18 protein-coding genes are annotated in these 21,439 nt (G+C 57.7%); 8 read left to right on the forward strand and 10 right to left on the reverse strand.

What is annotated here, in order from left to right; genetic code table 11:
• Positions 1-71 precede the first annotated feature (71 nt).
• A complete protein-coding gene (locus tag C4N22_RS08605) occupies positions 72-764 on the forward strand; it encodes a response regulator transcription factor (protein ID WP_112148658.1) in 693 nt (230 codons plus the stop codon).
• Between the two features lie 235 nt (positions 765-999).
• Here C4N22_RS08605 and citF read toward each other — a convergent pair whose 3' ends face one another.
• From citF to C4N22_RS08635, 6 genes are all read right to left on the reverse strand, one after another.
• Positions 1,000-2,568 (reverse strand): citrate lyase subunit alpha, encoded by a 1,569-nt coding sequence (gene citF / locus C4N22_RS08610; RefSeq protein WP_112148659.1) that lies wholly within the window; start codon positions 2,566-2,568, stop codon positions 1,000-1,002.
• A gap of 2 nt (positions 2,569-2,570) precedes the next feature.
• Positions 2,571-3,473: an aldolase/citrate lyase family protein gene (locus tag C4N22_RS08615; protein WP_112115859.1), complete on the reverse strand. Its 903-nt coding sequence runs from the start codon at positions 3,471-3,473 to the stop codon at positions 2,571-2,573.
• Positions 3,470-3,769, reverse strand: coding sequence for a citrate lyase acyl carrier protein (citD, locus tag C4N22_RS08620; RefSeq protein WP_022257005.1), 300 nt, complete (start codon positions 3,767-3,769; stop codon positions 3,470-3,472). The genes C4N22_RS08615 and citD overlap by 4 nt, the downstream gene beginning before the upstream one ends.
• Before the next feature lie 451 nt (positions 3,770-4,220).
• Positions 4,221-5,522, reverse strand: coding sequence for a CitMHS family transporter (locus C4N22_RS08625; protein ID WP_112148660.1), 1,302 nt, complete (start codon positions 5,520-5,522; stop codon positions 4,221-4,223).
• Between the two features lie 377 nt (positions 5,523-5,899).
• Positions 5,900-6,769 carry a YitT family protein gene (locus tag C4N22_RS08630; RefSeq protein ID WP_022257004.1) on the reverse strand — a complete coding sequence of 290 codons (870 nt, stop codon included), beginning with the start codon at positions 6,767-6,769 and terminating at the stop codon, positions 5,900-5,902.
• Between the two features lie 236 nt (positions 6,770-7,005).
• On the reverse strand, positions 7,006-7,875 hold the full coding sequence (locus tag C4N22_RS08635) for a phosphoribosylaminoimidazolesuccinocarboxamide synthase (RefSeq protein WP_112115857.1): 870 nt from the start codon (positions 7,873-7,875) through the stop codon (positions 7,006-7,008).
• Between the two features lie 433 nt (positions 7,876-8,308).
• On the opposite strand from C4N22_RS08635, the gene C4N22_RS08640 reads away from it, so the two are divergent.
• The 5 genes from C4N22_RS08640 (at position 8,309) to C4N22_RS08660 (ending at position 15,590) form a co-directional block, all read left to right on the forward strand.
• On the forward strand, positions 8,309-9,742 hold the full coding sequence (locus C4N22_RS08640; RefSeq protein ID WP_112148661.1) for a 6-phospho-beta-glucosidase: 1,434 nt from the start codon (positions 8,309-8,311) through the stop codon (positions 9,740-9,742).
• Between the two features lie 201 nt (positions 9,743-9,943).
• Positions 9,944-10,939 carry a glycerophosphodiester phosphodiesterase gene (locus C4N22_RS08645; RefSeq protein ID WP_022257001.1) on the forward strand — a complete coding sequence of 332 codons (996 nt, stop codon included), beginning with the start codon at positions 9,944-9,946 and terminating at the stop codon, positions 10,937-10,939.
• A gap of 366 nt (positions 10,940-11,305) precedes the next feature.
• Positions 11,306-11,812: a MarR family winged helix-turn-helix transcriptional regulator gene (locus tag C4N22_RS08650; protein WP_022257000.1), complete on the forward strand. Its 507-nt coding sequence runs from the start codon at positions 11,306-11,308 to the stop codon at positions 11,810-11,812.
• Positions 11,813-11,910: 98 nt separating this feature from the next.
• A complete protein-coding gene (locus tag C4N22_RS08655; protein WP_112148663.1) occupies positions 11,911-13,662 on the forward strand; it encodes an ABC transporter ATP-binding protein in 1,752 nt (583 codons plus the stop codon).
• The gene (locus C4N22_RS08660) at positions 13,662-15,590 is read left to right on the forward strand and encodes an ABC transporter ATP-binding protein (RefSeq protein WP_112148664.1); all 1,929 of its coding nucleotides are present in this window, start codon (positions 13,662-13,664) and stop codon (positions 15,588-15,590) included. The genes C4N22_RS08655 and C4N22_RS08660 overlap by 1 nt, the downstream gene beginning before the upstream one ends.
• Positions 15,591-15,666: 76 nt before the next feature.
• Here C4N22_RS08660 and C4N22_RS12905 read toward each other — a convergent pair whose 3' ends face one another.
• The 4 genes from C4N22_RS12905 to C4N22_RS08675 form a co-directional block, all read right to left on the reverse strand.
• On the reverse strand, positions 15,667-15,807 hold the full coding sequence (locus tag C4N22_RS12905) for a hypothetical protein (RefSeq protein WP_181567193.1): 141 nt from the start codon (positions 15,805-15,807) through the stop codon (positions 15,667-15,669).
• Between the two features lie 106 nt (positions 15,808-15,913).
• Complete coding sequence (locus tag C4N22_RS08665; RefSeq protein ID WP_112148665.1) at positions 15,914-16,507, reverse strand: TVP38/TMEM64 family protein; 594 nt, start codon at positions 16,505-16,507, stop codon at positions 15,914-15,916.
• A gap of 156 nt (positions 16,508-16,663) precedes the next feature.
• The gene (locus C4N22_RS08670) at positions 16,664-17,677 is read right to left on the reverse strand and encodes a 3'-5' exonuclease (RefSeq protein ID WP_112148666.1); all 1,014 of its coding nucleotides are present in this window, start codon (positions 17,675-17,677) and stop codon (positions 16,664-16,666) included.
• 16 nt (positions 17,678-17,693) lie between these two features.
• Entirely contained in the window at positions 17,694-18,515 is an 822-nt protein-coding gene (locus C4N22_RS08675) for a Cof-type HAD-IIB family hydrolase (RefSeq protein ID WP_112115850.1), read from the reverse strand.
• Positions 18,516-18,928: 413 nt separating this feature from the next.
• Between C4N22_RS08675 and C4N22_RS08680 the strand changes: the two genes are divergently transcribed.
• Together C4N22_RS08680 and C4N22_RS08685 are read left to right on the forward strand one after the other, a co-directional pair.
• Positions 18,929-19,210 carry a DUF6110 family protein gene (locus C4N22_RS08680; protein WP_022256992.1) on the forward strand — a complete coding sequence of 94 codons (282 nt, stop codon included), beginning with the start codon at positions 18,929-18,931 and terminating at the stop codon, positions 19,208-19,210.
• Positions 19,211-19,279: 69 nt separating this feature from the next.
• Entirely contained in the window at positions 19,280-21,382 is a 2,103-nt protein-coding gene (locus tag C4N22_RS08685) for a heavy metal translocating P-type ATPase (RefSeq protein ID WP_242980992.1), read from the forward strand.
• The last annotated feature ends 57 nt before the right edge of the window (positions 21,383-21,439 follow it).

Here is a 21,439-nt window from a genome sequence, read left to right on the forward strand (position 1 = left end):
TGTTAATTAAGTATCAATTTCAAGTGTCAATTTTCGACGGTTTTGGTCAGAGGAAGTACGGTGAAGCAACCATGTCTTACCATGTTCTTATTGTAGACGATGATCCGGCAATTTGCAAACTTTTATCCAAAGTAATGGTCAGCAACGAGATGGAGCCCCTTGTGGTGAACAGCGGCGCGGCGGCGCTGGACCTCATCGCGCGGCAGAGCAACACGCTGGATATGATCTTAATGGACATCACCCTGGGCGATATGGAGGGCTTTGATGTCATCCAGACCATCCGCCGCAACGGCGTCACCACCCCGGTCATCATCATCAGCGGCCGCAACGAGGATTACGATTTCATGTACGGCCTCTCGCTGGGTGCTGACGATTATGTCACCAAGCCGTTCCGCCCGCAGATCTTAGGGGCCAAGGTCAAAGCCCTCATCCGCCGGAGCAAGAGCTTTTCTCAGGAGAACAGCCAGCAGATCAGCTGCGGGCCGTTCCTCTGCGACACCACCACCATGCGGTTTTACAAAAACAATGTGGAGCTCAACCTCTCGGAGAAAGAGCGCTCCCTCCTGCTGCTCTTTGTCCGCCACCCGCAGCAGGTGTTTACCAAAGACATGATCTACGAGCAGATCTGGGGCAACCTGATCGCCGTGGACGACAATGCCATCATGGTGTACATCAACCGCCTGCGCAGCAAGATCGAGGACAACGCCCGTACCCCGCAGCATATCATCACCATCCGGGGCGTCGGATATCGGTTTGTGCCGTAAACACGGCATTTTTTCATCCACAACCCACAACATAGAAAGCCCCCGGCTGCGCGCGGTGCAGCCGGGGGCTTTTGGTTTTATGCCGGTATAAAACACAAAACCATTAAAAGGAGAATCGCATGAAATTGTGTGTCTGAGTTGCTCAGCGGGTTGAAGAAGAGCGAAAGGAATTTCCGTGAATCAATTCCGAAAGTTGCGGTTGGCAAGCCGCAGAAGAACCGCTGAGCGGGAACACTCAATCTTCGCGGAAAGAGAAAGGCTTGACTTCGCGCACAACGTCCATGATGGTGCCGTCGCGTGCTTCAATGATACCGACCACACGGTCACCGAACTGGACCTTGTCCGGCTCGCCGACGATGGAGTAAGCGATGTCACGCAGCTCCTCGATGGTCTTCAGGGGCACGCAGTCAGCGTCCTGCAGAGCCTTGAGCAGGTCGGGGCGGGCAGGGTTGACCGCCACGCCGTAATCGGTGACAACGATGTCCACGCTCTCGCCCGGGGTGGTGACAGTGGTCACATCGGTGCAGATGGCGGGGATACGGCCCTGCAGCAGCGGAGCGATGACGATAGTGCACTTTGCACCCTGTGCGGTATCGGGATGGCCGCCCTGTGCACCGGTGATGATGCCGTCGGAACCAACGACCACGTTGCAGTTGAAGTGGGTATCGACTTCCAGAGAAGCCAGGATGACGTAATCCAGCTTGTTGACGAACGCGCCCTTATTCATGGGGCTTGCATACTCGCCCGCAGAGATGGGGAAATGGTTGGGGTTGGAGCGGACGTTATTGACCGCGTCCAGGTCAAAGTCCTGGGTATCCACCAGCTTGCGTGCCAGGCCGCGGTCCAGCAGCTCGCACATGGGCTTGGTCAGGCCGCCGACGCCCAGACCCATGTGGATGTTCTTCTCCTCCATGATCTTGCTCAGGGAGATGGTGGAAGCGATGGATGCGCCGCCGACACCGGTCTGATAGGAGAAGCCGTCCTTGAAGTAGGGGGTGTTGGCCACGACCTGGGTGCAGTACTCTGCCATCAGGATCTTGCGCTGGTCGGTGGTGGGCTTGGCAGCGCCGGTAGCGATCTTCTCGGGGATGCCGATCTGATCCACGACGCAGACGTAATCCACCTTGGTCTGGTTGATCTCAGCGGGGTAGTTGGGGTAAGCCACCAGACAATCGGTGACAGCCACAACGTAATCGGCCATCTCAGCGTCCACATAAGCATAGCTCAGGACGCCGCAGTTGGTCTTGCCGCCCATACCGGAGCAGTTGCCGTACTCGTCGCAGCTGGGCGCGCCGATGAATGCGATATCCACGTGGGTCTCGCCGGTCTCAATGGCGCGGACACGGCCGCCGTGGCTGCGCATGGTAGCCAGACCCTTGAGCTTGCCGTGGGAGATGGCATCGCCGATCTTGCCGCGGACACCGGAGGACTCAATGTTCAGGATGGTACCGTCCTCGATCATGGGGACCAGAGCGTCATGAGCCTTGCCCAGAGAGCTTGCGCTCAGGGTGATGTTCTTGAAGCCCATCTTGTGGATCTCCTCCATCACCATGCAGACCACGAGGTCGCCCTCGCGGAAGTGGTGGTGGAACGAGACGGTCATGCCGTCGTGGGCATTGCACTTGACGAGCGCCTCGTGGATGTCTTTGACCATCTTGTCGTGGTCATTGCGCATCACGGGAGTCACTTTCGGGCTGGCTTTCTGGAAAGCCTTGCCGTCTTTATAATTGTTGCCCTGGAAGACCTCTTTGCCGGTGCGCTCCAGGATCTCTTCGGGAATTTCTCTGCCGACTGCGTTGATCATAATTACAAATCCCCCTTATACACGCCGGAAGCCTTGGCCAGATCAATGGTGCGCTTTGCGCCATCGTAGAAGGCGATGTCGATCATCTTGCCGTCCACGGTGAAGACACCGATGCCCAGAGCTTTCTTGGAATCGATCTCCTTGACGACCTTTTCCGCAAAGATGATGTCTTTCTGGGTGGGAGTAAAGATCTCGTGGACGATGGGGATCTGGCGAGGATTGATGATGGACTTGCCATCGAAGCCCATCAGGTGGATGTTCTCCACGTCCTTGCGGAAGCCATCCATATCTTTCAGGTCGGTGTAGACGGTGTCGAAGCACTGCACACCGGCCGCGCGGGCGGCAATGATCATCTGCTGGCGGGCACCCATCAGCTCGATGCCGGTGCCGGTGATGTGGGTCTGCAGGTCCTTGGTGTAGTCGCCGCCGGACAGAGCGATGCCGAACAGGCGCTCATCGCTCTCGCAGATCTCCAGGGCGTTCATCACGCCGCGGGCAGACTCCAGAGCGGCAATGATGAGGACTTCGCCCTCGGGACGGCCATAGGTCTTCTCGTCCTCGGCAATGGCCTGGGCCACGCGGTGCACATCCTCAGCGTGCTCGGTCTTGGGGATGCGGATGGAATCGCAGCCGCCAGCCACGCAGGCACGGATGTCTTCCCGCCAGTAGGGAGTGTCCAGGCCGTTGATACGGACCACGCGCTCAGCACCGCGGTAATCCACGGTCTTCAGAGCGTGATACAGGCTGAAACGGGCAACATCTTTCTGGTTCTCGGCCACAGCGTCCTCCAGATCCAGCATCAGGGAGTCGGCCTTATAGATGTAAGGGTCCTTGATGAGGCCGGGCTTCTGCGCATTGAGGAACATCATCGTGCGGCGCAGGCGCTTCTTGTTCGGATTGTTCATCGAATGGCACCTCCCCAGGGCAGATTCTCATACTGATCGACGGAGCGGAAGACCGCACCCTCAATGCGGGCTTTCAGGGTGCAGTCCAGCGCGCCCTTGTCCACAATGGTGATGCGAACGTTATCAATGTCCAGGTTCTTCAGCGTCTCCAGTGCGACCTTGCGCAGCTGGTTGCCGTACTGGTTGATGACAGAGCTCTCGAGGGAGAAATCAACTTTGCCCTCGCCCGGCTCCACCGTCACCATGCAATCGCTGGATTCCAGAGTGCCAGCAGTTGCTGCTTTCTTGATCTCCATGCTTTTTCCTCCTTGGTGGGTGTTACCTTCCAATATACCGTTCTTGCGGCCCAGTGGCCGCCCTTGATGATTCTATGATAGCCTTACAACCTTACAGAAATCATAGCCACAGCCTTAATATTCGTTAAGAAACAGCAAAAATTTCGCTTGAACACAAGAAATATTCCATTTTCTCATGTCTGGTTTCCGTCCGCGTTTCTGCCTTTTTGGCTCCAGTCTCTGCCCGGCTGTCCGCTCCCATAAAATCATCGCTTGCAAAGCGGGGAAATCCGCTTTTCCTGTTTCTATTATGCGCCCAAAACCTCGTTTTGTGAAATTGCGTCTTTCAATCTCCATCCATTTCGGAAAAGAATGGATAAAGATGGCAAACAGCGGTATCCCGCAGCAAAGAGCCGGGGCCCCGCGGCTCCAGCTCTCCGCATTGGTTCTGGTGAATGCTTTTGTGCAGGGCTCAGTGCAGCGGCACAACGCCCAGGAACACAGCGACGATCAGCATCACGACGGACACGCCCCAGTAAATGGGGATACTGAACTTCATGTGATCTTTCAACTCCACATCGGTCAGGCCGGTTGCCAGATAGGTAGCAGGGACCAGCGGGCTGACCATCAGGGCCAGATTCTTGCCAATGATCATGGCGCAAGCCGTGCTCAGGGGGTCGATGCCATAGGTGCTGCCCACCTCAATGACCAGCGGCATGATGCCGTAGAAGTAGGCATCGGTGCCAATGCACAGGCCCAGAGGCAGAGCCAGAATGCCAAAGATGATGTGCAGGTACTGGCCCATAAAGCTGGGAACAAACGAGATGATGACATTTGCCATCTCGGTCAGCATTCCGGTGCCGTCAAAGACGCCAACCATCGCGCCTGCGCTGAACAGAGTGGCAGAAATAATGAGGGCTGCTGGTGCGTGCTTCTTGATCAGCTTGTCCTGCAGCTTCAGGTCCGGGTAGTTGACGGCCAGACCGATGGACAGCGCAACCAGGAAAGCAACATAACTGGTAACCACACCTGTGGACAGGACCGCCAGCAGGGCAACCGTCAGGACCAGGTTGAAGATCAGCAGCTTCGGGCGGCGGAGCGCCTCTTCCTCCTGCTGTGCTTTTTCGTCCACCGTGATCTCCTCGCCCTTGCCCTGGCCTGCACCATGCTTGATGGCAAACATGCCCAGCAGAACAGCTACCGCAATATTGGCGATCAGGCCCAGGATCTGGACGGGGATCATGATATGCCACAGATCGTTGGCATCCATGGAGAGGACCGTTGCCGCACGGGCCACCGGGCCGCCCCAGGGCAGCAGGTTCATCACGCCCATGCAGGCACCCGTCAGGCAGAGCAGAATGCGGGTGTCAATCTTCATCTTCTTGTACACGGGGTACAGGGCGGGAATGGTGATGAGCACCGTGGTGGCGGTGGTGCCGTCCAGGTGGGCAATGGTGGCGATGAGGGCCGTTGCCACCGTGACCGCGATGACGTTGTTGCCCGCCAGCTTGACCAGCTTTTGCACAATGACATCAAACATGCCCGTGTCGCTCATGACACCAAAATAGATGACCGAGAAAATGAACAGAATGCCATTGCTTGTGGTGGTCTTGACGCCGTCCTTGATGAAATCGGCGATCTCAACGGGGCCAAAGCCCAGCAGCAGCGCTGCAATGGCGGGGATCAATGTCAGCACCACGATGGGCGACATCTTCCCTTTCAGCAGCAGAAAAACGATTGCAACGATCATTGCAAAGCCAATAAGTGCTACCATAATTTTACGTTCTCCTCTTCAAAACTCATGTACTTTCTATCAATCTGACAGCCGCTTTTCCGTTGTCCCCTCCCTTGCGCTCCATTTTTATCACTCAGGGGCATTGCATCCCCAAAAGTACATTTTATCGGTCTTGCACCGTCGTTCTCGTCGTTTGTGATGGTTTTATCATACACCATGGAAAAGCATTTGTTAAATCGTTTGTTTTGATGATTTTTGATTCAAAAAAAGAATGGTTTCATTCCGGTTTCGGCTTTCTTTCCATTCCATTTCCTTTTCAAATTTATTTTATCGTCCTAAAAAGACGCAAAAAAATCCCCCTCGGCAGCTTTGCCAAGGGGGATTTTCCAGATCAAAAAGATTGTATTCAATTCTTATTATGCATGATTGAAACCCTTGCCGAACACTTCGGTGGTACTCAGCATGGAGATGAACGCGTTGAGGTTTTCCTTATGGATAAACTCCTGCAGCTGGCCAGCCTCCCGGTTGGTGAGGGTGGTGTAGATCATATAATGGGGCTTATCGGTGTAGGCACCAAAGCAGGGAGTGTAGGTAGCGCCGCGCACCAGCTTGCGCATGACAAAATTACAGATGGGATCTTTGTCGTCACAGATGATGAGGATGGCCTTGCACATCTTGATCCGCTCCAGCACGGCGTCGATGACTAGCGATTTCACGGTCAGACCCACGAACGAATACAGTGCCGTGTACAGGTTAAAGACGAAGCAGGCCGCCACCACCATGAACAGGTCGGTGAGGAAAAGGGCTACGGCGATGCTGTGGATGTGGGTGTATTTTTCCACGATGAGGGCAATGACGTCCGTGCCGCCCGAGGAAGCACCTACATTGAAGAGCAGGGCCGAGGCAATGGCCGGCAGAGCGATGGCGAACAGCAGGTCCAGCATGGGCTGGTTGGAGAGGGAGCCGTGCATGGGGAAAAACTTTTCCAGGAACATCAGCTCCGCCGACATGACCACCGAGGCATAGCCTGTGGTCATGGCAAATTTTTTGCCCAGGAAGATGAGGCCCACCACCAGCAGGATCATGTTGGCCCAGGACGAGAACGCCGAGGCCGAGAGGGGGGTCAGCTTTGCCACCAGAGCTGCCGCACCGGTCACACCGCCAAAGACGAAGTTATTGGGGAATTTGAAGAAATACACACCAACGCTCATGATGGTGATGCTCAGGGTGATGATCGCGTACTGGCTGACGTACGCCATGATCTTTTCCCGCTTATTGTGTTCCATACCGTTTTTCCTTTCAGCGCCCCGGCGGGGCGTTCTCCTCGTTTCACCGTTTTTTGCAGGGTGTTTTGCCGCACGCCCCATTTCACCTTGGCTATTGTAGCACGCCGCCCCCCGCCGCGCAACAAAAGAAGTGATTTTTCTGCAAAACGAAACTTTTTACGCCAAAAGCACCCGCTCCGTTTTCCACAGGGCGGGTGCTTTGCGGTTGAAAGTTTGTTTTTGAAAATCAGCAGTTCTTACAGCTTCTTGCCCGTGAGCATCTCATAGGCTTCCTCATACTTGGCAATGGTCTTGTCAATGATGTCCTGCGGCAGGTTGAAATCGCTGTCGGGGTTGGCCTTGAGCCAGTTGCGGACAAACTGCTTGTCGAACGAGGGCTGTCCGTGGCCTGCCTCGTAGCCCTCCAGCGGCCAGAAGCGAGAGGAATCCGGGGTGAGCATCTCGTCGCCCAGGATCACATTGCCCTCTTCATCCAGGCCGAACTCAAACTTGGTGTCGGCAATGATGATGCCGCGGCTCAGGGCATACTCAGCGCACTTCTTGTACAGGGCAATGGTGTTGTCCCGCAGCTTGGTGGCGTACTCCTCGCCCTTGCCGGGGAAGAGCTTTTCCAGCACGGTGATGCTCTGCTCAAAGGTGATGTTCTCATCGTGGTCGCCCAGCTCTGCCTTGGTGGAGGGGGTGTAGATGGGCTCCGGCAGCTTCTGGGACTCTTTCAGGCCCTCGGGCAGCTTGATGCCGCAGGCAGTGCCGTTCTCCTGGTAGCTGGCCCAGCCGCTGCCGGTGATGTAGCCGCGCACGATGCACTCGATGGGCAGCATGGTCAGCTTGCGGCACATGGTGCACTTGCCCTCAAACTCGGGCTGCTGGAAATACTCCGGCATGTCCTTATTGTCCACGCTGATGAGGTGGTTGGGCACCACATCACGAGTGTAATCAAACCAGAACTTGCTCATCTGGGTGAGCACTTTGCCCTTATTGGTGATCTTATTTTTCAGGATGTAATCAAACGCAGAGATGCGGTCCGTGGCAACCATGATGAGGCTGTCGCCATTGTCGTAAATTTCGCGGACTTTGCCTTCCTTGATGGGCTTAAACTCTGTCATAGCAAAACACTCCTATTTCTTGTGTAAACCTCTCCGTCGCTTCGCGCCAGCTCTCCTGTCCGGAGAGCCTTTGGCAAAGAGAGAAAGCCTTGCGGTACGCCAGGGTCACCCCTGTCAGGGGAGGTGTCACCGCAGGTGACAGAGGGGTTTTGTTTTCAGCTTCCATCAATATCTTATCACAGAACCTGTCCGTTTGGAAGAAACAGAATCCAAGGAAAATGCCCTCATTTTTCGGTTTTCTTCGTGAAAATTGCTAAAAATCAGCCTCGTTTTTCGTCGTATCGACGATAAAAGTCGTACTTTCCCCCGATTTCCCCGGCCAGCAGTGCCAAAACCGCGGGCCGATTTTTGTACAAAGCGTGACTGGACACGCCGCCGGGAGATGGGGTATAGTGGTAGCAGAAGAATTTTTCACAAACAGGAGGGCATTTTTATGGGCAGATTTCCAAAGGATTTCTTATGGGGCGGTGCCACCGCCGCCAACCAGTGCGAGGGCGCATACAACGAGGGCGGGCGGGGCCTGTCCAGCGTGGATGTGGTACCGTTCGGCCCGGATCGCTTCCCCGTGGCCATGGGCACACTGAAGATGCTGGACTGTGACGCCGGGCACTTTTACCCCTCCCATGAGGCCATCGACATGTACCACCATTATAAAGAGGACATCGCCCTCTTTGCGGAGATGGGCTTCAAATGCTACCGGCTCTCCATCGCCTGGACCCGCATCCTGCCCCACGGCGACGATGCCGAGCCCAACGAGGAGGGGCTGCAATTTTACGAGAGCCTTTTTGACGAGTGTCACAAATACGGCATTGAGCCGCTGGTCACTCTCTGCCACTTCGACACCCCCATTGCACTCATCCAAAAATACGGCGGCTGGAAAGACCGCCGGATGGTGGACGCCTACACCCACTACTGCGAGGTGCTGTTCCGCCGCTTTGCGGGCAAGGTGAAATACTGGCTGACGTTCAATGAGATCAACATGCTGCTCCACATGCCCTTTATGGGGGCCGGCCTGCTGTTTGAGCCGGGCGAAAACGTGCTGCAGACCAAATATCAGGCCGCCCACCATGAGCTGGTGGCCAGCGCCAAAGCCGTCCAACTGGCCCACAAGCTGATGCCCGGGGCCATGGTGGGCTGTATGCTGGCGGCAGGCCAGTATTACCCCCGCACCTGTGCCCCCGCCGATGTGCAGGCCGCGGCCGACGCCGACCGGGACAATTATTTCTTCATTGATGTCCAGTCCCGGGGCGAATACCCGGTCTGGGCCAAAAAGAAGATGGAGCGGGCCGGCATTCAGCTCCGGATGGAGCCGGGCGACGAGGCCCTGCTGAAAGAGGGCGTGGTGGACTTCATCTCGTTCAGCTACTATTCCAGCCGCTGCATCACGGTGGACAAGACCCTGCTGGGCGATGCCGACGGCAACGCCGTGACCGGGGCTGCCCGCAACCCCTACCTCAAGGCCAGCGAGTGGGGCTGGGCCATCGACCCGGTGGGCCTGCGCGTCACCATGAACAGCCTGTACGACCGCTATCAGAAGCCGCTCTTTGTGGTGGAGAACGGCCTGGGTGCCGTGGACACCGTGGAACCGGACGGCTCCATCCACGACAGCTACCGCATCGACTACCTGCGGGCCCACATTGAGCAGATGGAAAAAGCCATCCATGAGGACGGCCTGCCCCTGATGGGCTACACCACCTGGGGCCCCATCGACCTGGTCTCCGCCTCCACCGGTGAGATGAAAAAGCGCTACGGCTTCATCTATGTGGATAAGGACAACGACGGCAGCGGCACCCTCAAGCGGAGCCGGAAAGACAGCTTTTACTGGTACAAAAAGGTCATCGCGTCGGACGGCGAGGACCTGGCCTGAGCGTGGTTTTGCAAACCAAACAAAATTCACATTTTGTTGATTGACGCCGCCCATAAAAACGTGTATGATGAGACAATGTATGGCAAGCCAACTTTTTAACGCGTTGGGAACATCGTTGGTTTGCATATCGCAACTATGTCGTTTCGTGATACGATATTTTTAGAATTGCGATCAAATCATTGTAATATAAGGAGCAGTTGTATGCGTCCCCTCATCATAGCACACCGCGGTGCCTCCAACCTGGCACCGGAAAACACACTGGCGTCGTTCCGGCTGGCCAAGGAGCTGGGTGCCGACGGCTTCGAGTGCGATGTCCAGCTCACCAAGGACCACAAGCTGGTCATTGCCCACGATTTCTTCACCGATGCGCACACCGGCGTCAAGGGTGATATCTACGATATGACCTTTGACGAGCTGCGCCAGCTGGACTTTGGCAAGTGGAAGAGCCCCGAGTACGAAGGCGAGAAGATCCCCACCATCGAGGAAGTGCTGGACATCGGCAAAGACATGAAGATGATGCACATTGAGCTCAAGCCCTATCTGGACCGGGATGCCGATTTCCCGGAGCGGGTCATCGACGCGGTGGTCAATGCGCACATGGAGGATAAAGTCATCCTCACCTCGTTCCAGTACGGCCTGCTGGGCCGCATCAAGGAGATCCGGCCCGAGATCCGCACCGCTGCCCTGTTTCTGAACACGGAGTCCTCCCTCTGCCCGCCCACAGCCCTGTGGGAAGATCTGGGCCTGACCAACGGCGACCCGCTGCTGGAAGAGCTCTCCGGCCCGCAGGGGCTGGAAAAGGCCGTCTCCATCGTGGAGAACCCGGACTCGGTGGACGAGGAGAACGGCCTGCTGGTTCGCTATCTCAATGACCGCCTGACCGCCCTCTCCTCCAACTACCCGGGCAAAAATCTGGTGGAGATCTTACAGCAGTACTATTACCAGACCGATATGCTCAAGTATGTCTCCCAGTTTGATTTCCCGCTGGACTATGTCGGCCCGGAGTACCACGTCTGCTTCCGGGACACCACCCTGCTCCAGCGCGCGGTGGAGATGGGCTACCATGTGGCCCCCTGGCCTGTGGGCGACGAGAGCCGCCGGGACCTGCGCAGTGTCCTCAAGCAGAACCCGGAGATCATCGTGACCAACAAACCCGAGATCGTCATGGCGATTTTGCAGGGCCAGAAAGCACAATAAGCTTTTCCTCTTCGCCAGGGGCTCTCCCTTTGGGAGAGCTGGCGCGCCAGCGCCTGAGAGGGCGAGCCCGGTAAAATAAAATCTGTATGCGCAGCGATACGCTGACTCTAGCAAATAGAGTGCGTATCGCTGTGTTTTTTCTTTTTGTTCACATCCTTGCCCTCTCCGTCACCTGCGGTGACACCTTGCCCCCTTCTGGCACTTTCGTGCCACCTCCCCCGGACGGGGGAGTCTTTCAAAGGGAGAGGCCTTGGCATTTCGGAAACTTTTCTCTTGACATTTCCTTTCTCACGCCTATAATTGTACTGTATCAAACAGTTTTATTTGAAACAGTTCAATTTCAAAACGATCCAAAGGGTGATTCTTATGTTGACCGATTTTAAAACAGTGCATCCCGGCTGCTGCCCTCCCCACGACAACCCGCCCTGGGAGCCGCCGCAGGTCATCCCGGCCCAGATCCGCCGGGTAAACAACCTCATCTTCCGCAAGATCAACGCGTTCTCCCGGGCAAACGGGCTGGAACAGGGCACGCCCATGCATGGGTGGATCGTGGAATATCTCTACTCCCATCAGAGTGAGCCGGTCTTCCAGCGGGACATCGAGCGGGATTTTTCCATTACCCGCTCCACCGTGACCAACATTCTGCAGCTGATGGAGCGCAAAGGCTACATTGAGCGCCAGAGCGTCCCCCAGGACGCCCGGCTCAAAATGCTGGTGCTGACAGCCAAAGGCCTGGAATTCCACGAAAAGACCATGCTCTCCCTCCATCAGACCGACGAATTTGTAGCTGGGCTGTTGACAGAGGAAGAAAACACCGAGCTGCTCCGACTGCTCAACAAACTCAAGAACGGACTGAATGATTCACAAATATGAACTTTTTCCGAAACCTTTTTGAATTGCATTGACATTCAAAAAGTTCTGTATAGAATTGTTCTGTACCAAACAAAATCAATCACAGGAGGAAACTACAGATGATCAAAAAGTTAGCGTCACATCTGGGCGAGTACAAACGCTCTGCCATCGTGACGCCGCTCCTTTCCGCGCTGGAAGCGATCATGGATATCCTGCTTCCCACCATCATGGCGTTCATCATCGATCAGGGCATCGAGAAGAGCGATATGAACGCCATCCTCAAATATGGTCTGCTCACGTTCCTGGTGGCCGCTTTCGCGCTGCTGCTGGGTGTGCTGGCGGGCCGCTTTGCCGCCGATGCTTCCACGGGCTTTGCAGGCAATCTGCGCGACGCCATGTATGAGAGCGTCCAGCATTACTCGTTCTCCAACATCGACAAATTCTCCACCGCCGGCCTTGTCACCCGTATGACCACCGACGTGACCAACGTGCAGAACGCGTTCCAGATGATCGAGCGGATGTGCGTGCGCGCCCCGGTGCATCTGGTGTTTGCCCTGTTCATGGCCTGCATGATCGGCGGCCCGCTGGCCCTGATCTTTGTGGTGGCCATGGCATTCCTGCTGGCGGTGCTGGCATCCATCATGGTGCCCACGTTCAAAATTTTTGACCGCGTGTTCAAAAACTACGATAACCTGAACGCCTCCGTGCAGGAGAACGTTTCGGCCATCCGCGTGGTCAAGAGCTTTGTCCGCGAGGGCTTTGAAAACGAGAAGTACACCAAGGCCTGCGAGAGCCTGTACAACCAGTTCGTCAACGCGGAGAGCCGCCTGAGCTTCAATAACCCCGCCATGCTCACCGCCGTTTACGGCTGCAACATCGCCCTGAGCTGGTTCGGCGCCAAGTATGTCCTGCACGGCGCCATCACCACCGGCCAGCTCAACGCCCTGTTCGGCTACATCATGAACGTTCTCATGGCTCTGATGATGCTGAGCATGGCGTTCGTCATGATCGCCATGTCCGCCTCTTCCGCCAAGCGTATCGTGGAAGTGCTGGACGAGAAGACGGACCTGCCCCCGGCCAAGAACCCCGTGCAGCAGGTGGCCGACGGCTCCATTGAGTTTGAGCATGTTTCCTTTCAGTATAAGCACGGCTCCGGCCAGCCGGTGCTGAATGATATCACATTCTCCGTCAAACCCGGCGAAACGCTGGGCATCATCGGCGGCACGGGCAGCGCGAAATCCAGCCTGGTCCAGCTCATTCCTCGCCTGTACGACGCCGAGACCGGCACCGTCAAGGTCGGCGGCGTGGACGTGAAAGATTACAACCTTGATGTCCTCCGCCATGAGGTCTCCATGGTACTGCAGAAGAACGTGCTGTTCTCCGGCACCATCCTGGATAACCTGCGCTGGGGCAACGAGAACGCCAGCGAGGAAGAGTGCATCCGGGTGGCAAAGCTGGCCTGCGCCGATGAATTCATCGAGCGCTTCCCCGATCAGTACAACACCTGGATCGAGCAGGGCGGCAGCAACGTCTCCGGCGGCCAGAAGCAGCGCCTGACCATTGCCCGCGCCCTGCTGCGCAAACCCAAGGTTCTGATCCTCGATGACTCCACCAGCGCCGTGGATACCGCCACGGACGCCAAGATCCGCAAGGCGTTCCGGGAAGAGATCCCCGGCACCACCAAGATCATCATTGCACAGCGCATCTCCTCGGTGCAGGATGCGGACCGCATCCTGGTGCTGGACAACGGCCAGATCAACGGCCTGGGCACTCATGAGGAGCTGCTGAAGACCAACGCCATTTATCAGGAAGTCTACAACAGCCAGACCCAGGGCAGCGGCGACTTCGACAAGCAGGGAGGTGAGCAGTAATGGCACAGGAAAAAGCAAAAGTGGTTCACGGCCCCGGCCCCCGCGGCGTCGGCGGCCCGCGCCCCAAAGTAGAGAACCCGGGCAAGCTGCTCAAGCGGATCATGGGTGAGGTATTCAAGCACTACCTGCCCCACTGCATCATCGTGCTGTTCTGCATCGTGGCAAGTGCCATGGCAAATGTGCAGGCCAGCCTGTTTTTGCAAACGCTGGTGGACGATTACATCGTCCCCATGACCCAGCAGGCCAACCCTGATTTTGCTCCCCTGCTGGGCGCTCTGCTCAAGGTGGGCTGCATCTATCTGGTGGGCATCATAGCCGCCTGGTGCAATTCCCGCATCATGGTCAACGTGACCCAGGGCACCCTGCGCAACCTGCGCGTCCAGCTCTTCACCCACATGGAGAGCCTGCCCATCAAGTATTTTGACCAGCACCCCCACGGCGATATCATGTCCGTTTACACCAACGATGTGGACACCCTGCGCCAGATGCTCAGCCAGAGCATCCCGCAGCTCATCTCCAGCGCCATCACCATCGTTTCCGTCTTTGTCAGCATGTGTATGCTGGACATCCGTCTCACCGTCGTCACCATGCTGATGGTAGCCCTGATGCTCTTCACCACCAAGAAGATCACCTCCCAGAGCGGCAAATACTTCATCGCCCAGCAGCGTGACCTCGGCAAGCTGAACGGCTACATCGAGGAAATGATGGAGGGCCAGAAAGTTGTCAAGGTGTTCACCCACGAGCAGAAAACTCTGGCCGGTTTCCGGGAGCTGAACGATAAGCTGAAAGACAGCGCCAAGCAGGCCAACAGCTACGCCAACATCATCATGCCCGTCACGGCCCAGCTGGGCAACGTGAGCTACGCCGTCTGCGCTCTGGTGGGCGCGGCCATGGCCGTGGGCAATGTGGGCGGCATGACGCTGGGCACTGTCATGGCGTTCCTGGCCCTGAACAAGAGCTTCAACATGCCCATCAGCCAGGTGTCCATGCAGGCCAACAGCATCATCATGGCACTGGCCGGTGCCGAGCGTATCTTCAAGATGATGGATGCGCCCAGCGAGGCCGATGAGGGTTATGTCACCCTCGTCAACGCCAAGTACGACCGGGACGACAACCTCGTGGAGACCAAGGAGCGGACGGGCATCTGGGCCTGGAAGCACCCCCACCACGACGGCACCACCACCTACCACAAGCTGGCCGGTGACATCACCTTTACGGATGTTGATTTCGGCTATGTGCCCGAGAAGACCGTCCTGCACGACATCAACCTGTACGGCCGCCCGGGCCAGAAGATTGCCTTTGTCGGCTCCACCGGTGCCGGCAAGACCACCATCACCAACCTCATCAACCGCTTCTACGACATCTCGGACGGCAAGATCCGCTACGACGGCATCAACATCCAGAAGATCCGGAAGAGCGACCTGCGCCGCTCTCTGGGCATCGTGCTGCAGGATACCCACCTGTTTACCGGCACGGTCATGGAGAACATCCGCTATGGCCGTCTGGACGCCTCGGATGAAGAGTGCATCGCGGCCGCCAAGCTGGCCAACGCCAATGGCTTCATCCAGCGCCTGCCGGATGGTTACAACACCATGCTGACCGGCGACGGTGCCAACCTGTCTCAGGGCCAGCGCCAGCTGCTGGCCATCGCCCGTGCCGCGGTCGCTGACCCGCCGGTGCTGATCCTGGACGAGGCAACCTCCTCCATTGATACCCGCACCGAGGCGCTGGTCCAGCGCGGCATGGACGGCCTGATGTACGGCCGCACCAGTTTCGTCATCGCCCACCGCCTGTCCACGGTCCGCAATGCAGACTGCATCGTGGTCCTGGAGCAGGGCCGCATCATTGAGCGCGGCAGCCATGATGAGCTGATTGCCAAGAAAGGCAAGTACTATCAGCTCTACACCGGCAACCTGGCCGAGAATTGATCAGACCTGAAAAGGGGCTGTTGCAAAAAACGCAACAGCCCCTTTTTATCATTTGCTTTTTATATTCTGTCCGAAATTATTTCCACAGGAAGTTCTCTGCTGCATTTGCAAAGGTCAGCTGCCAGCACTCCCAGTCATGGGCGGCGGGCACCTGCAGATAGGTATAGTCCAGACCCAGTTCGCTCATTCTTGCGTGTGAAAAGTCTGTCTTTTTCATGATTTTCCGAAGCAGTCCGCTTTTATCTCATCTGATCTATTGGAGTCTTTTCTGCCGGAGATCCCACAACACGGTAAGCCATCGCTCCATTGGGCTGCACCGCTTTTCAGTTGATATCGTGCTTCTTGCAGAATTGCTTGCTCACCCAGTACATTCCGCCCCAGATGGCAATGGCCAGCACCAGATACCCCGGGTTGCGCAGGCTGCTCAGCAGCGATTGTCCGAACACGGCCATCATGCCAACCATGGCACCTTTGCCCAGCAGCACGGTGCGCAGATAGTGGCCCTCGTCCATGTCCGACATGCCAAAGGCAAAGTGCATGAACGAAGTGGGCGCAAAGGGCAGCAGGGCCAGCATAAACAGGGACGCCGTATCCAGGTGGTTCACCCACTGCTGCGCCCGTTCCAGCTTGCGGGAGCGGCTGGCCAGCTTCCAGAAAAACCGCTTGACCACCCGCCGCCAGAACAGGAACATGATGGTGCCGCCTGCGGCCACCCCCATCCAGCTGTACAAAAAGCCCAGCACCCCGCCGTGAGCCGCCACATTGAGGGCCACAATGGCCACCAGCGGCAGCGGCGGGAAAAACGACTCCACCGCTGCCAGCAGGATGGGCACCAGCGGGCCCAGATTCTCAAACCCGGCCAGCAGGCCCTCCCAGAACTCCAGCTGCCCCAGCTGGTGGAACCATGTCCAGTCCATCACGCGTTCATCCTTTCCCGTTTCGCACATTCTATGCAGCTAGTATATCCAAATTCTATGACGGGGCTATGAACAGAATTTGAGCGTTTTTGCCTTTTTGCACCCGTCCTCTCCTTTTGTTACGGAAGAAAGGTGGGTTTTCCTGCAAAATTTTTCTTATTTCGCGGCGTTTTTGGCGGCTTCTTCCGCCTGCTTTTCGGCCCGGGCACGCATCCGCTCGATCTGCTGGGTGCGCTGCTTGTGCCAGCGGGCCAGGCCCGCGTCGTCCGGCACCTGCACGCAGCGGGCAAAGCTCCAGTGCAGGCCGTCCCGCCGGGCCAGCTTGTACCGCTGCAGGACGCCCTTGCCTGCCTCGTTGCCGCTGCCCTGGCAGCGGGGGCACTGGGCCAGCGTATACCAGCTGTTGCTGCCCTTTTTCAGCCAGATCTCGTCCGGGGTCAGATCTTCTCCGCACACCGGGCACTGCGCCACGCTGATGGCGGGATCCATGCGCCAGGTAGATGGCTCCACATAGCCGCGGAAGACTTTGAAATCCCGGTAATCGCCGGGGGCCGGGCAGAGGCTCTGGTGCAGGGCCTCGTCCTCGGTGGGGTAGGCCGCCAGCCCGGCCCGCAGGTCCAGCTTGCGGCAGACATCGGCGGTGTAGAGCGTGTCGGACAGGGCATCGTGGAACGGGCGATCCATCGGAATCCCCATCCGGGTGACGACACTCTCCAGCGTCATCCCCTCGCCCTCCTTGCGGGGGTGCTCCCGCAGGAAGACCTGCTGCAGATCATACCAGACGGTCGGGCGGCTCTCATCCAGATTGCACAGGAAAAGATTCTGCTTGAGCACCGGCACATCGTCCATGCCCCACTCCGCAAACTCGGCATCCGGGCCGCACCACTTCATAAAGCGGCGCAGCCCCTGCACGATGGGCTCGCCCCGGTCCAGGTCGGCCTGGGTCAGGCCCGTCACCTTGGCGATGTGGTGCTGTAATTTGCGGAAAATGCGGGGCCGGAGGTGGATGGAGAACGTATCCAGGACATTGGCGTCCTCGTCGATCTTCACCGCGCCGATCTCAATGATCTCGCCCCGGAATGTCTGCTGCACCCCGTGATAGTTGAATGGATACGGCTGGTAGCCGATGTTCCACTCCAAATCGAATAAAACCAGATTGCGCTGTGGCATTGTTGTGTCGTCCCTCTCAGTCCAAAATAAACTTCTCGATGGCTTCGGCCACGCCGTCGTGGTTGTTGTCGGCGGTGGTCACATCGCTGGCCACCGCTTTCACGGCGTCCTCAGCGTTCCGCATGGCAACGCCCGTGCCGGCAAAGGCCAGCATGGAGCGGTCATTCAGGCCGTCGCCGCAGGCCATGAGATTTTCGCGGGTCAGCCCCATCTTCTCCAGCAAAGCCCCCAGGCTGACGTCCTTGGCGACGCCCAGCGGCACGGCCTCGATGAAGAACGGGCTGGAGGGGTACAGGTCGATCTGCCCCTCAAACCGCTTTTTCCCCTCGGCGCAGACTTCGTCGCGGCGGGCGGGGTCCAGCGTGATGAGCATTTTGCAGATGGGGTAATCCACATAAGCCGCCAGATCCTCCACTTGGATCATGGGCAGGTGGCAGGTAAAGCCCTCCCGGGCCGCCCACTCGTCCTCCGGGCGCTCGGTGACAACGCCCTCTTTATTGTAAGTAAGAATGGCAATGTCCTGCTCCGCCGCAAAGGCGCAGAGCTTAGGCACCATGTCCGGGTCCAGCCGCTTCTGGTAAAGGGTCTCCCCCGTTTTGCAGTCGATGATGGCACCGCCATTGTAGGCCAGGATGCAGCCGCCCTTTTTGTCCAGTCCCAGGTCCTTTGCCAGCGGCATGATGCCTGCCGTGGGGCGACCGGAGGCCAGCACGATGGTCACGCCCTTTGCCACGGCGGCATCCAGCGCCGCGCGGGTGCGGGGAGTCACTTTCTTTTCGTCATTGGTCAGGGTGCCGTCCAAGTCCAGTGCCAGCACCCGGATATTCTTCTCGCTCATATCTTCCTCACTTCCGGGCAGTGTTGCCCGCCCTTTGGATGGTCGTTTTTCTCTCTTACGCTTTATTGTACAATGAAGCGCTGCCCCAGTGCAACCCTCCGGGCCGTATTTCGTTGATTTTTTTGTTCCCGGCGTATTACAAAGAGTGGTTTGTTCAGCCATACAAACCGCAGTTTGTTATAAAAAACACGTAGGGATAGCGTTTTCTAACTACTTTTCGTAAAAAGTTAGCACGTCTTAATTTAACTCAAAACCCTTGAAAATTTGAAAAGCCGTGCTACAATATGGCCAGAAGTGGTCCTCCACTGCCCGGATTCGGCCTGTAGACATCGGGTGAAAGCAGGCAAGGCAGCCGCGGGGGCTCAAGACAGGCATTCCAGATGCCGAAATAAAAATAAGTGAGGTTTACAACTATGGTTGACGTGAAGAAGATTGCTCTGTTTGTTGGTGGTGTCGTGTTTGGTTCTGCCGGTTTCAAAGTGCTGGCAAGCAAGGATGCCAAGAAAGTTTACACCCAGACCACTGCCGCCGTCCTGCGCATGAAAGACTCCACCATGGAGACTGTCAATAAGGTCCAGGAGCAGGCCGGTGATATCCTGGCCGATGCAAAGGCCATCAACGAGGCCCGCGCTGCCGAGGCTGCACAGGAAGTCATCGAGGACGCTGCCGAGACGGAAGCAAAGACCGAGGAATAATCCCGCAGCTTCTGAGCCGCCTTCGGGCGGCTCTTTTTCATGAATCTGCACTAAAAGAGGTTCTTACTGATGAAATGTACGATTTTACATGAAAGCCGGGGCCGGATGCGGGTGCATGTCCACGCTGTGCGGATGACCCTCCACCGTGCCGATGTGCTGGAAGCTTACCTGAACCATCAGGACAGCATCCACCACGCCACCGTGTATGAGCGGACAGGCGACGTGGTGCTGACCTACACTGGCAGCCGCAAGGAAGCCATTGCCCTGCTGGCCGGTTATAAATTTGATAACGCGGAGCTGGATGTGCTGGTCACCTCCAACGACAGCCGGAAGATCAACCGGGAATATCAGGATAAGATGTTCACCCTGGTGGCCGGCCACTACGCCCGCAAGCTGTTCCTGCCCGCTCCCATCGCGGCGGCCTACACCATCTGGCGCTCCATCGCGTTCGTTTGGAAAGGCATCCGCTGCCTGCTGCAGCGCAAGCTGGAGGTGGAAGTGCTGGATGCACTGAGCATCAGCGCCTCCATCCTGCGCAGCGATTTCAACACCGCCAGCTCGGTGATGTTCCTGCTGAACCTGGGCTCCCTTCTGGAAGAGTGGACCCGCAAGAAGAGCCTCGATGATCTGGCCCGCAGCATGGCCCTGAACGTGGATAAGGTCTGGGTGCGTGCCGGGGGCGGCGAGGTCCTGGTGCCCCTGACGAAAGTCCACCCGGGCGACGAGATCGTGGTCCGCTCCGGCAACATGATCCCGCTGGACGGCACCGTTCTGGAGGGCGAGGCCATGGTGAACCAGGCCGCCCTGACCGGCGAGTCCATGCCGGTGCGCAAGGCTTCCGGTGCCACCGTTTACGCCGGCACTGTGGTGGAAGAGGGCGAATGCGTCTTTACCGCCAAGGCCGAGGGCGGCGCCAACCGTTACGACAAGATCGTCTCCATGATCGAGGAGTCCGAGAAGCTGAAGTCCAGCACGGAGAACCGCGCCCTGCAGCTGGCCGACCGTCTGGTGCCCTGGTGCCTGGCCGGTACCGTGGCCACCTACGCGCTGACCCGCAACGTGACCCGCGCCATCTCCATCCTGATGGTGGACTTCTCCTGCGCCCTCAAGCTCTCCATGCCGTTGGCCGTCCTCTCCGCCATGCGCGAGTGCGGCAACTACCACATCACCGTCAAGGGCGGAAAATATCTGGAAGCTCTGGCCAAGGCCGACACCATCGTGTTTGATAAAACGGGCACCCTGACCCACGCCACCCCGCAGGTGGTGCAGGTGGTTCCGTTCTCCGGCTGTGAGGAGCGTGAGGTGCTCCAGCTGGCTGCCTGCCTGGAAGAGCACTTCCCCCACTCCATGGCCAACGCCGTGGTCCGTGCCGCCAGGGAGCGCGGCATCTCCCACGAGGAGATGCACTCCGAGGTGGAGTACATCGTGGCCCACGGCATCGCCAGCCGCGTGGGCGGTGAGCGGGTGGTCATCGGCAGCCACCATTTCGTCTTTGAGGATGAGCATTGCACCGTCCCCGCAGGCGAAATGGACAGGTTCAACGACCTTGACCCGCAGTATTCTCACCTCTACATGGCCGCTTCCGGCCAGCTGGTGGGCGTTATCTGCATCGCTGACCCGCTCCGCCCCGAGGCCGCCCATGTGCTGCGCCAGCTGCGCGAACTGGGCATCTCCAACACCGTGATGATGACCGGCGACAGTGACCGCACCGCCGCTGCCATCGCCAAACAGGTGGGCGTGAACCAGTACTTTGCCGAGGTGCTGCCCGAGGATAAGGCTTCCTTTGTCCAGAAAGCCAAGGCTGAGGGCCATACCGTCGTCATGATCGGCGACGGCATCAACGACTCCCCTGCCCTCTCCGCCGCCGACATCGGCATTGCCATCAACTCAGGCGCTGCCATTGCCCGCGAGATCGCGGACGTGACCATCAAGGCCGACAGTCTGGAAGAGCTGGTGGCCCTCAAGGCCATTGCCAACCAGCTGCAGCGCCGGGTGAGCGCAAACTATCACTTTGTGCTGAGCTTCAACTCCACCCTCATCGTGCTGGGTGCCATGGGCATCCTGCAGCCGGCCACCAGCGCCATGCTGCACAACCTGTCCACCATCGGCATCAGCCTCAAGAGCATGACCAACCTCCTGCAGGAGGAGAGCGTTCCCCAGCTGAACGCCTGAATCTGAATTTACAAAAAATACCGCCGTGTCACACGACACAGCGGTATTTTTTATTGC

Origin of the sequence: Faecalibacterium prausnitzii (assembly GCF_003287495.1) — a bacterium.
Classification (GTDB): domain Bacteria; phylum Bacillota; class Clostridia; order Oscillospirales; family Ruminococcaceae; genus Faecalibacterium; species Faecalibacterium prausnitzii_I.

What these genes read in the sequence shown, in the direction of transcription:
- C4N22_RS08605 (WP_112148658.1), top strand. Translation starts at nt 72, where the DNA reads ATGTCTTACCATGTTCTTATTGTAGACGATGATCCGGCAATTTGCAAA.
- citF (WP_112148659.1), bottom strand. Translation starts at nt 2,568, where the DNA reads ATGATCAACGCAGTCGGCAGAGAAATTCCCGAAGAGATCCTGGAGCGC.
- C4N22_RS08615 (WP_112115859.1), bottom strand. Translation starts at nt 3,473, where the DNA reads ATGAACAATCCGAACAAGAAGCGCCTGCGCCGCACGATGATGTTCCTC.
- citD (WP_022257005.1), bottom strand. Translation starts at nt 3,769, where the DNA reads ATGGAGATCAAGAAAGCAGCAACTGCTGGCACTCTGGAATCCAGCGAT.
- C4N22_RS08625 (WP_112148660.1), bottom strand. Translation starts at nt 5,522, where the DNA reads ATGGTAGCACTTATTGGCTTTGCAATGATCGTTGCAATCGTTTTTCTG.
- C4N22_RS08630 (WP_022257004.1), bottom strand. Translation starts at nt 6,769, where the DNA reads ATGGAACACAATAAGCGGGAAAAGATCATGGCGTACGTCAGCCAGTAC.
- C4N22_RS08635 (WP_112115857.1), bottom strand. Translation starts at nt 7,875, where the DNA reads ATGACAGAGTTTAAGCCCATCAAGGAAGGCAAAGTCCGCGAAATTTAC.
- C4N22_RS08640 (WP_112148661.1), top strand. Translation starts at nt 8,309, where the DNA reads ATGGGCAGATTTCCAAAGGATTTCTTATGGGGCGGTGCCACCGCCGCC.
- C4N22_RS08645 (WP_022257001.1), top strand. Translation starts at nt 9,944, where the DNA reads ATGCGTCCCCTCATCATAGCACACCGCGGTGCCTCCAACCTGGCACCG.
- C4N22_RS08650 (WP_022257000.1), top strand. Translation starts at nt 11,306, where the DNA reads ATGTTGACCGATTTTAAAACAGTGCATCCCGGCTGCTGCCCTCCCCAC.
- C4N22_RS08655 (WP_112148663.1), top strand. Translation starts at nt 11,911, where the DNA reads ATGATCAAAAAGTTAGCGTCACATCTGGGCGAGTACAAACGCTCTGCC.
- C4N22_RS08660 (WP_112148664.1), top strand. Translation starts at nt 13,662, where the DNA reads ATGGCACAGGAAAAAGCAAAAGTGGTTCACGGCCCCGGCCCCCGCGGC.
- C4N22_RS12905 (WP_181567193.1), bottom strand. Translation starts at nt 15,807, where the DNA reads ATGAAAAAGACAGACTTTTCACACGCAAGAATGAGCGAACTGGGTCTG.
- C4N22_RS08665 (WP_112148665.1), bottom strand. Translation starts at nt 16,507, where the DNA reads ATGGACTGGACATGGTTCCACCAGCTGGGGCAGCTGGAGTTCTGGGAG.
- C4N22_RS08670 (WP_112148666.1), bottom strand. Translation starts at nt 17,677, where the DNA reads ATGCCACAGCGCAATCTGGTTTTATTCGATTTGGAGTGGAACATCGGC.
- C4N22_RS08675 (WP_112115850.1), bottom strand. Translation starts at nt 18,515, where the DNA reads ATGAGCGAGAAGAATATCCGGGTGCTGGCACTGGACTTGGACGGCACC.
- C4N22_RS08680 (WP_022256992.1), top strand. Translation starts at nt 18,929, where the DNA reads ATGGTTGACGTGAAGAAGATTGCTCTGTTTGTTGGTGGTGTCGTGTTT.
- C4N22_RS08685 (WP_242980992.1), top strand. Translation starts at nt 19,280, where the DNA reads ATGAAATGTACGATTTTACATGAAAGCCGGGGCCGGATGCGGGTGCAT.